This is a genomic window from Enterovirga sp. (genome assembly GCF_035325185.1).
GTDB lineage: Bacteria > Pseudomonadota > Alphaproteobacteria > Rhizobiales > Beijerinckiaceae > Enterovirga.
This window is the reverse complement of the sequence record NZ_DAOLAJ010000125.1, coordinates 1-8,518: the sequence shown is the minus strand read 5'-3', so window position 1 is coordinate 8,518 and position 8,518 is coordinate 1. Positions and strand designations below refer to the sequence as shown.

General features: G+C 64.1%; 8 protein-coding genes and 2 pseudogenes. 6 read left to right on the top strand and 4 right to left on the bottom strand.

Features of this window, described 5'->3' with window-relative positions; all coding sequences use genetic code 11:
* Positions 1-88: 88 nt before the first annotated feature.
* Positions 89-982 (bottom strand): NAD(P)-dependent oxidoreductase, encoded by an 894-nt coding sequence (locus PKD06_RS17295; protein ID WP_324382299.1) that lies wholly within the window; start codon positions 980-982, stop codon positions 89-91.
* Between the two features lie 179 nt (positions 983-1,161).
* Here PKD06_RS17295 and PKD06_RS17290 point away from each other — a divergent pair, with 179 nt between their 5' ends.
* From PKD06_RS17290 to PKD06_RS17265, 6 genes and pseudogenes are all read left to right on the top strand, one after another.
* Positions 1,162-2,079 carry a LysR family transcriptional regulator gene (locus tag PKD06_RS17290; RefSeq protein ID WP_324382297.1) on the top strand — a complete coding sequence of 306 codons (918 nt, stop codon included), beginning with the start codon at positions 1,162-1,164 and terminating at the stop codon, positions 2,077-2,079.
* A gap of 268 nt (positions 2,080-2,347) precedes the next feature.
* Positions 2,348-3,049, top strand: a complete 702-nt coding sequence (locus PKD06_RS17285) for a transporter substrate-binding domain-containing protein (protein WP_324382295.1) — start codon at positions 2,348-2,350, stop codon at positions 3,047-3,049.
* 28 nt (positions 3,050-3,077) lie between these two features.
* Complete coding sequence (locus tag PKD06_RS17280) at positions 3,078-3,743, top strand: amino acid ABC transporter permease (protein ID WP_324382293.1); 666 nt, start codon at positions 3,078-3,080, stop codon at positions 3,741-3,743.
* Positions 3,740-4,390 carry an amino acid ABC transporter permease gene (locus PKD06_RS17275; RefSeq protein WP_324382291.1) on the top strand — a complete coding sequence of 217 codons (651 nt, stop codon included), beginning with the start codon at positions 3,740-3,742 and terminating at the stop codon, positions 4,388-4,390. Before PKD06_RS17280 ends, PKD06_RS17275 begins: the two co-directional genes overlap by 4 nt.
* Before the next feature lie 10 nt (positions 4,391-4,400).
* A complete protein-coding gene (locus PKD06_RS17270) occupies positions 4,401-5,183 on the top strand; it encodes an amino acid ABC transporter ATP-binding protein (protein ID WP_324382289.1) in 783 nt (260 codons plus the stop codon).
* 52 nt (positions 5,184-5,235) lie between these two features.
* A pseudogene (locus PKD06_RS17265) lies at positions 5,236-5,520 on the top strand (IS110 family transposase); the annotation flags it as partial.
* 23 nt (positions 5,521-5,543) lie between these two features.
* On the opposite strand, the gene PKD06_RS17260 reads toward PKD06_RS17265, so the two are convergent.
* The 3 genes and pseudogenes from PKD06_RS17260 to PKD06_RS17250 form a co-directional block, all read right to left on the bottom strand.
* Complete coding sequence (locus PKD06_RS17260; protein ID WP_324382287.1) at positions 5,544-6,848, bottom strand: radical SAM protein; 1,305 nt, start codon at positions 6,846-6,848, stop codon at positions 5,544-5,546.
* A 1-nt stretch (position 6,849) separates the two neighbouring features.
* Positions 6,850-7,716, bottom strand: a complete 867-nt coding sequence (locus PKD06_RS17255; protein WP_324382285.1) for a methyltransferase — start codon at positions 7,714-7,716, stop codon at positions 6,850-6,852.
* A 302-nt stretch (positions 7,717-8,018) separates the two neighbouring features.
* Positions 8,019-8,213 (bottom strand): annotated as a pseudogene (locus PKD06_RS17250) (IS256 family transposase); the annotation flags it as partial.
* Positions 8,214-8,518 lie beyond the last annotated feature (305 nt).

Below are 8,518 nucleotides of genomic sequence, written 5' to 3'. Positions count from 1 at the left end.
AGCCCTTCGCGGGGCAGCGTCAGTTCCGAGCCGTAGCCGGGGGAGGCGGGTTGCGCGCTCATGTCGATCGTTCCTGATCTTCTTAGGGTTAGGCGGCTGCCTTCTGGCGGAGATCGACCTTGAGCAGCCGCTCATAGACCTCCGAGACGCCGGTGGAATCCTTCGCCCCCAGACCTTCGGCACGCGCAGTATTGTAGATCTGGCGGACGAGCTGCCCGAGATACATGGGCGAGGTCGAAAATTCGTCGAGCGCGAGCGAGATGTCCTTGTGCATCAGGTCGAGCGCGAAGAAGGCGGGCCGCTCCTGCGTGAAGAGCGTCTTGCCGAGCCAGTCGAGCATCTTGCTGCCGGCGAGGCCGCCCGAGAGGACCTCGACCAGGACGTCGAGCTTCGCGCCGGATTTCACGCTGGCCGCCAGCACCTCGCCGAGCGCCACCGTGTTGATGGCGGTGAGCAGGTTGTGGCTGAGCTTCATGAGCTGGCCCGAGCCGACCGGCCCGCAATGGATGACCTTGGCGGCGAGCCTGTCGAGGACGGGACGCGCCGCTTCGAGCACGGCCTCCTCGCCGCCGATCATGATGAGCAGCTTGCCGTTCTCCGCACCCGCGACGCCGCCGCTGACGGGCGCGTCGAGATAGCGGATGCCGGCCTCGGCGCAGGTCGCGGCGACCGCCTTGGTGGTGGCGGGATCGACGGTGCTGAAATCGACGATGGTCGCGCCCTTCCTGGCCGAGGCGAGGATGCCGGCCTCGCCCGTCATCGCCCCGCGCAAGGCCGCGGGGGACGGCAGGCTCGCGAGGATGAAGTCGGCGCCCTCGGCGGCCGCCTTCGGGCTCGCCGCGGCGGCGACGCCGCAGGCGGCGAGATTCGCCACGGCCTCGGCGTTCGGGTCGTAGGCCCGCACCGCATGGCCCGCCTCGGCCAGCCGGCGCGCCATGTGCGAACCCATTCGACCTACACCCAGGAAGGCGATCGTCGGCATCTATATGTCCTCGATAGACTGGCCATCCGGCCAGGATGTACTTGACGACGTCCCTTCCGATCTTTCGGACATCGGCGCTTCGCCTCCTGTTGTAGAGGCGGGCTCCGAAGACGCGGAAGGCCAGTCCGATTGACGAGAGGCGAAAGAAATCCTTACTCTCCGCGCCGGAGTATCCGGGCTTGGCGCTCAACCTTTCGAGGCTTCGTCTCTTTCACGAGCTGTCCGAGCGCGGCACGATCTCGGCTGTCGCCCGCTCGCTCGGACTGACGCGGCCGGCGGTGTCCCAGCAACTGGCCCTCCTGGAGCGCGAGGCGGGGACCGTGCTCTTCGAGCGCGCGGCAAGCGGCCTGCGCCTGACGACCCGGGGCCAGCATCTCCTGGACCGGGTCAGGCCGCTTCTGCGGATGGCGGACCGCATCGAGGCGGAGCTTGGCGAGACGGACGGTCCGCCTGCCGGCGAATTGCGCCTCGCCGCCTTCGGCAGCGTCGCGACGAGCATCGTTCCCAGGGCCGTGGGCTATCTCTTCAAGTCGCATCCGGCGATCGACGTGCATTTCGTCGAGCTGGAGCCCACCGAAGGGCTCAAGGCGGCGGTCGCCAAGCAGGTCGATATCGCGATCGTCGACGATTATGCCGATGCGAGCGCCTATCGGCAGATGCTCGAATTCCATCCCCTCTATGTCGACGCCCTCAACGCGGTCCTCTCCTCGGATCACCGCTTCGCGGCGGCGCGCCTCGCCGGGATCGAGCTGAAGGATCTCTCCAACGAGAAATGGGCCATCAACCAGACCGCGGTCGCCTATCAGCTTCAACTGGCGAATGCCTGCCTCGCCGCCGGCTTCGAGATGAAGATCGGGTGCAGCGCCCGCAACATCTCGGCGACGCTGGAAATGGTCCGCACGGGACAGTTCATCACGGTGCTGCCGGCCCTCGCGGTTCAGCATCTGGCCCGGGACCCGGACTTCCTTCTTCTGCCCATCGTCCCGGCCTTGTATCGCCAGATCTTCAGCGCGGCGCCGAAAGGAACGGCCCGGCGCCCCGTGATCTCCGTTGCCCTCGCGGCGCTGGAGCGGGCGGCGCTCGCCTGCAAGCTCTGATGGTGAGCGCCGCGTAATTATTTCTAACGCGCTCCGTCACGGGCCGTGTCCTTTCGGCGCTCCGGGACAGGCGGTACTCGATGAATCCGATGGCGCGGCCCCCCGGCCCGGCACTCAACGGAGCATCGATATGCGAAGCTATGGACGGCGTTTCGTCATCGGCCTGGCCGCCGCTTTCTGCGGTTTGGCAGTTACGGCTGGAGCGAGCGAGGCTCAGGAGAAGTCGAAGCTCGACGAAATTCTTTCGCGCGGAAAGCTGATCGTCGGCGTGTCGAGCGAATCCCCGCCTTTCGGCTTCGTGGACGAGAAGGGAGAACTGGTCGGCTTCGACATCGACATCGCACGGCTGGTCGCCAAGGCGACCTTCGGCGATCCGGGCAAGATCGAGTTCATCCGCCAGAGCGCGGCGCAGCGCTGGCCGAACGCCCAGAACGGCACGATCGATTTCGGCGCGCAGACCACCACCATCTACGCCGACCGCGCCCAGCGCGTCGCGTTCACGCGCAACTATATCGACGGCGGCATCGTCCTCATCGTCCGCAAGGATTCGCCCTTCAAGACGCTGGAGGACCTGAACAAGCCGAACGTCACCATCGCCAACCTGACGACGCCGACCCAGGAGGAGCGCGCCAAGCGCCTCTTCCCACAGGCCAAGCTCCAGACCTTCGACGGCATCGCCTCGCAGTTCAATTCCGTGAAGCTCGGCCGCGCCCAGGCCGCCCAGCTCGATGCGCCGGTCGCCGCCTGGTACGTCAAGAGCAACCCCGACATGCGCGTCATGGAAACCCGGCTGACCGACGTCGTCAATACGGGCCTCTTCATGAGGCCCGGCGATTTCAAGCTCTGGCTCTACATGGACACGGTCGTGTCCGAAATGACGGGTGGCTATCTCTTCGCCGAATACAGCGCGATCTACGAGAAGTGGTTCGGCGAGAAGCCGAAGAACACGAAGTGGCACCTGAACAACTGACGCGGCTCGGCTGAAGGGAGGACGGGGGATGGACTGGGCCCAGTTCGGCAACTTTGCCGCCCGCTACCTGCCCCAGCTCTGGGGCGGGATGCTGGTCACGATCATGGTCGCGGCCCTCGCGGCCCCGACCGCCCTCGGGCTCGGCGTCCTCCTCACGGTGCCGCGGGTCGCCGGCTGGCGGATCCCGAGCCTCCTGGTGGCCTCCTATGTCGAGGTGATGAGGAACACTCCGCTCCTCGTCCAGATGTATCTCTTGTTCTTCGGCCTGCCGCTCCTCGGCATCTTCTGGGACGAGATCACCTGCGGGGTCCTCGCCGTGGCGCTCCAGCACGCGGCCTTCCTGTCGGAGCTGTTCCGGAGCGGCATCGACGCCGTGGGCACCAAGCAATGGGAGGCCGGGCAGGCCATCGGCATGCGCCGCTGGTCGATCTTCCGCCTGATCGTCCTGCCCCAGGCGGCGATCAAGGTCATGGCTCCGGTCTCGAACCAGTTGATCGTGCTCGTGAAGGACACCTCGCTCGTCTCGGCGATCGGCGTGCTCGACCTCACGCTCACGGGCAAGGTCATCATCGAGCGCTCCGGCGCCTCCTTCGAGGTCTTCATCCTCGTCGCCGCCCTCTACCTGGTCCTGACCTCCGTCATCGGCGCCGGCTTCCGGATCGGCGAGACGCGCCTCTCGAGGAGGCTCGGATGAGCATCTCCGTTCTCGTCGCCAACCTGCCCTATCTTCTTCAGGGAGCCGTCGTCACGCTCTGGCTCTCCCTCGTCGTCGTCGTTGCCGGCACGCTGCTCGGCGCGGCGGTCGGTACGCTGGCGAGCGGCGCAGGCCCGGCCCTGCGCAGCCTCGTCACCGCCTATGTGTTCCTGTTCCGGGGCATTCCGGTCCTGGTCGTGATGTTCCTCGGCTTCTACACCTTCCCGGCCTTCGGCGTCCGCCTCAGCGCCTATTCCGCGGTGACGATCTCGATGATCGTCTATGTCGGCGCCTTCGTCACCGAGGCGGTGCGCGGGGCCATCGCGGCCGTGCCAGCCGGACAGGTCGCCGCCGCCAAGAGCCTCGGCATGCGGCGGATGACGATGCTGCGCGAGGTGGTGCTGCCGCAGGCGGCGCGCCTCGCCGTCGCGCCCGTCCTGAACATCTCGCTCATGGCGATCAAGCAGACCTCCTACGCCTCGGTCGTCGGGGCCTGGGAGCTGTCCTTCGCGGCGCGCGAGGTGGTCGAGCGGACGCTGGCCCCTTTCCAGATCTTCCTCGGCGTCATGCTGATCTATTTTCTGATCTGCTATCCGGTTTCGCTGTTCGCCAAATATTGCGAGCGAAGAATCTCCTTCGATCATTGAGGACCGACGCATGACCACCTCCGCCGGATCGCCCGTGATCGTCTCGGTCAACGGCCTCGTGAAATCCTTCGGCGCCCATCGCGTGCTGAACGGGGTCAGTTTCGACGTGAGGCGGGGAGAGGTCGTGGTCGTGCTCGGCCCGAGCGGCTCCGGCAAGTCGACCATGCTCCGCTGTGTCAACTTCCTCGAGACCTTCGAGGAGGGCGCGATCACCGTCGACGGCGTGCCCGTCGGCTACGAGAGCGAGGCGACGGGAGCGCGCCGGATGCTGGGCGAGAAGGCCGTTGCGAAGAACCGCGAGCATGTCGGCATGGTGTTCCAGAGCTTCAACCTGTTCCCGCACAGGACGGTGCTCCAGAACGTCATGATGGGGCCGGTCTCGGTCCAGGGGCAGGACAAGGCCGCGGCGCGGAAGTTGGCGCTCGAACTGCTTGGCAAGGTCGGCATGGACGACAAGGCGGACCGCTATCCTGCGCGGCTCTCGGGCGGCCAGCAGCAGCGCGTCGCGATCGCGCGCGCCCTCGCGATGCGGCCGGCCGTGATGCTTTTCGACGAGGCGACCTCGGCCCTCGATCCCGAGCTGGTCGGCGAGGTGCTTCGCGTCATGCGCGAGCTCGCCACCGAGGGCATGACCATGATCGTCGTCACCCACGAGATGGGCTTCGCGCGCGAGGTCGCGGACCGCGTCATCTTCATGGATGGAGGCGTCATCGTCGAGCAGGGACCGCCGGCCGAGATCATGGCGAACCCGCAGACCGAGCGGTTCCGCGGCTTCCTAGGGCGCCATCACTGAGGCCCCTGGGAGGGCTTGTGCAGGGTAAGTCCTCCCCCCGACGGACGGGTTGACGATGCGCCATCTGCTCTGGCTCCAGGAACAAAGCTTCGAGCACCATGCCCACGAGATTGCGTTGCAGGAGATGATCGAGGCGGTCAGAATCTCCAAGGAGCGCGTCGCACGCATCGAGGCGGCGATCGCCGAGTTCGTCCCCACTTGGTCCCTTGGCCCGGTCGTGCGCGCGCCGCAGACCCTACGCGACATCGACCTCATCGTAGCCATGACCTTCGCGACCGAGATCGGCGACGTCATCCGTTTCGATAGCCCGCGTCAGCTCATGGGCTTCTCCGGCTTGCCGAAACGCGCTTTCCCACGAGATCAGACCGGGACGGATGCGTTGATGAAATGTGTGGGTCGAAAGACTGGGTAGTCGGTAATCGAATTGGCACCCGACCGCTGTAGATGTTCAAACTGGCGTAAGCCTGGTCGCAGCCAAAGCGCATTGGCGGGATACTCGACCTCGCTCTCGGGCTTTCCGCTGCGGGCCGCATGCAATTCGGCCGCGAGCCAGTCCCATATCTCTTCGCCGAGCTCATAGAGCTTGTCAGCCATCCGGTTGAAGGATGTATGGCGGCATGACTGACACCGCTTCGGCTCAATGGCTTCCGAGGCCCTGAGGCGCTCGTCGCCTGCCCAGACACCGTCGAAACCCGCTGCGTCCGACAGCACGTTGCCGAGCTTGAATGCCGTTATTCCGTAGGTGTAGCAGCAGGCATAGACATCGCCGGTCGCACCTACCACGGGCCCGACATGTGAATACCAGCAGTACTTCGCGTCATCTGCGTCGGCATGGGGAAGATTGATCGTCGCAAATGTGGTTGACCCTGCAAGATCTTCGTCAAGCATGACGCTGATCATGCGCAAGAATTGCTCGGCATCGGGCCCCCGATTGAAATTCTCGGGTTTGATCTGAATATAGTCGATCTTAAGGTTGGCCATGTCGCGTGCGAACGCCCTGATCTCCTCCATCATCTCCGGCGTATTCTCCTCGAAAATGAAGCTGGCGCCGAGCGTTGGGTAAGCCCGCGTGCCCCGCACTTTCACCATTGCTTCAAGACCGCGATGGACATCGCTGAGAGTGTGTCCCTTCGGGCGGTGCTTCACCTTGTAGCGTTGTTCACTGCCGGCATCGATGCTTACCCGAATCCAGCTCACCTTTTCTGCCAGCGCCGCCGTATCCAAAATGCGCAGCGTGCTGCCATTGGTGATTAGGCCGGCAACCATGTTCGCTGCCGCCACCGTATCCAGAACGGTCTCCGACCCGGGCTCGGTCGATGGCGCAAAGCTTGCGCGGAGCCGCGCAAAATTTTTCAGCAGTGTGGCTTCGCCGCCCCCGGCGAAATGCACTGACCTCACGCCCCATCGCCCGAGGGCGATTACGAGACGTTTGACAGCATCCGCCGGCATAATATCCGTCTCGCGATGGGACGCCGTGAAGCACCACTGGCAGGCGTGGTTGCAGTGGTCGACCGGATCGATCTCCACCGTGACTGGCGGAACAGCCTTGAGGGCTTCCCGGTCGCCGTTCTTCCTGGCGATGAACAACTCCTTCATGCTATCGAAATGCATCAGAGGATTCCATTCATTGATGTGAGATGTGTTGATGCGTACCGCGGCAGTCATATTAGATCTCCACCAGATGAGTGCTGTAGGTCTCGAAGCCACGATCGAGGGTAGCGACCACCCTGTGGCGAAGCGCGAACACATCAAGGATCGCTGGGAATGCCGGTCCCCGGCCATCACGGTGATTTCGATCGGTCGAGAGGATGATCGAACGACCGCCCGGCTTCAGGGCACCACGCAGGCCTCGCAGGTAGCGGTGAATCGTGGCGGCTCCGGCGTCAAAGATGGCGCGCTCGAGTTCATTTTGCGCGTTTGCGTAAAGGAGCGGCGGGTTGAAGACGATCATATCGAACCTCACCTCCGGATCGATGTGATCGTAGAGATCGCTCTGGTAGACTAGGCCTCGCAGTCCGTTTCTCGCCAAATTCCTGCGGGTGACATTGACCGCATCGAGATTGATGTCGGAGCCGAACAAGGCTGCGTCCGGCACTGCCAGTCCGATCTTGCAAAGACAAAAGCCTGTCCCCGTTCCCATCTCCAGGATGTTGCCGTGCGGATGCTGTTTGATGATCGTCTGAGCGAAGAAGCGGCTGGTGGTCGTCAGGGTGGGGCTCAGGACATTGGGATGGATCTCCAGGTCGATGCCTCCAATGCTGACCTGCGTTGAGGGTGCCAGCGTCTCGTGACGGCGGATCAGATCGCGAGCCTGCGGAAATGGAGTTCCATTCCTATCGTCCGACGGCAAAGCGGCGTCGGCGAGGAGTTGGCTATCTCGGTTCAGGAAGTCGTCGGTGGAGCAGAGATCCGCGAGGCTTGAAGCGTGAAGATCAGGGTATTCTCTACCCATCGCAAGGTGCTTCGACGATGAATCCACTCCAAATTGGCAACGGTCCCCCAATAGATCGCTTTCTTGATGCCTATTCATCATCGGTTTGTTCCTCTGTGACGGCGTCTGCCAATGAGCCGGCCGCGAAGCCGAGCCGCGCTTGACGACGTCACGCACAGCACCACCGTGCGCATCCAAGGGCCGAGAGGAGCGATCGAAAAAGATACCGTCGGGAAACCGGGAAGGCGGTCAGCCATCTATCTCGGGGTCGCAGTGAGCCGCCCTGGGTTTGGCGGAGGCTCCAACTCCTGAGAAGGTGGAGCCACCATGCGCAAGACAACGAACAAGTTTTCGCCTGAAATCCGCAAGCGGGCGATCCGGCTGGTGCTCGATGACGAGCATGAGTATCCGTTGCGGCTGTTGCCGGCTTCGTCCGAGGCCAGATGATGGTCCATCTCGGCGTCCAGCGCACGCTCGGCCAACGCCTTCTTCAGATCGTCGAGAAGGCTATTGGCATCAAAGGCCGTCTTGGGGTCGGCCCCGGCCAAAAGCTGATCCAGCAGGGAATCAGGAATCCGGGGAACTTCGCGTCGTGCCATCGGGAACCTCCAGGTCCTCTATGGCTGCCCGCACACGAAAATCCTGATGCCCCCCCAGAGCCTGATTGCCCGCTTCGGAAGCGACCGCCTTCAGGGCGGCGCATGTGAAGACCCATGGGGTCCAGCCGATGTGCGGGGTTCTACGTATCGCCCCTTCACCTGGCACGAGCACGCCCGCCGGAGCGAAGGAGGACGAGCGGCTGTCGGTGGAGATCGTCAGGGTCGCAGGATGTGAGCATTCGCTACACCGAGCGACTGTCGGAGGCAGGCATCGAGCCCTCGGTCGGCAGCGTCGGCGACTCCTG